General features: G+C 67.0%; 1 pseudogene. It reads right to left on the minus strand.

Features of this window, described 5'->3' with window-relative positions:
- A pseudogene (locus tag CRM73_RS19555) lies at positions 1–388 on the minus strand (M56 family peptidase); the annotation flags it as partial.
- Positions 389–473 lie beyond the last annotated feature (85 nt).

The following is a 473-nucleotide window of genomic DNA, read 5'->3' on the forward strand; positions in this document are numbered from 1 at the left end:
GGGTCGCCGAGGGTTCGCTGAGCAGGTGCAGGATCTCGTCATGGCGCAGCCGGGTCCTGCGGGCGGTGTAGAAGGTCAGGGCCAGGCATCCCAGGAGCCGACCGATGAGCAGGAGCGCGATGACGAGGAAGACCCAGGCGAGAATGGAGAGTTCGGTGTGGGACTCGCCGCGCACGAGCTGCCATAGGCCCTGGGGGAGACTCGAGGACGAGGGGGAGACCGCGAAAGCCAGGGCGGTGCCGATGAGGGAGAGACCACCGGAGAGTCCGACCGACTGCCAGAGGACGACCTCGGAGATCGGGTCGCCGCGGAAACGCGAGAGGGCAGACGGAATCGGCCACGCGAGCAGAAAAGCGAGGACCGCAAGGATCGATCCCACGATGGTCATGGCGGTGACCGACCTGAGTCAGGAGTTGGTCGAGTGGTTGCGCCCGAGCAGGGTGCGCAGCGCCTTGGTGTCGGCTTCGGACACC

It is taken from the genome of Kocuria sp. CCUG 69068 (assembly GCF_020833785.1).
GTDB classification, from domain to species: domain Bacteria; phylum Actinomycetota; class Actinomycetes; order Actinomycetales; family Micrococcaceae; genus Kocuria; species Kocuria rosea.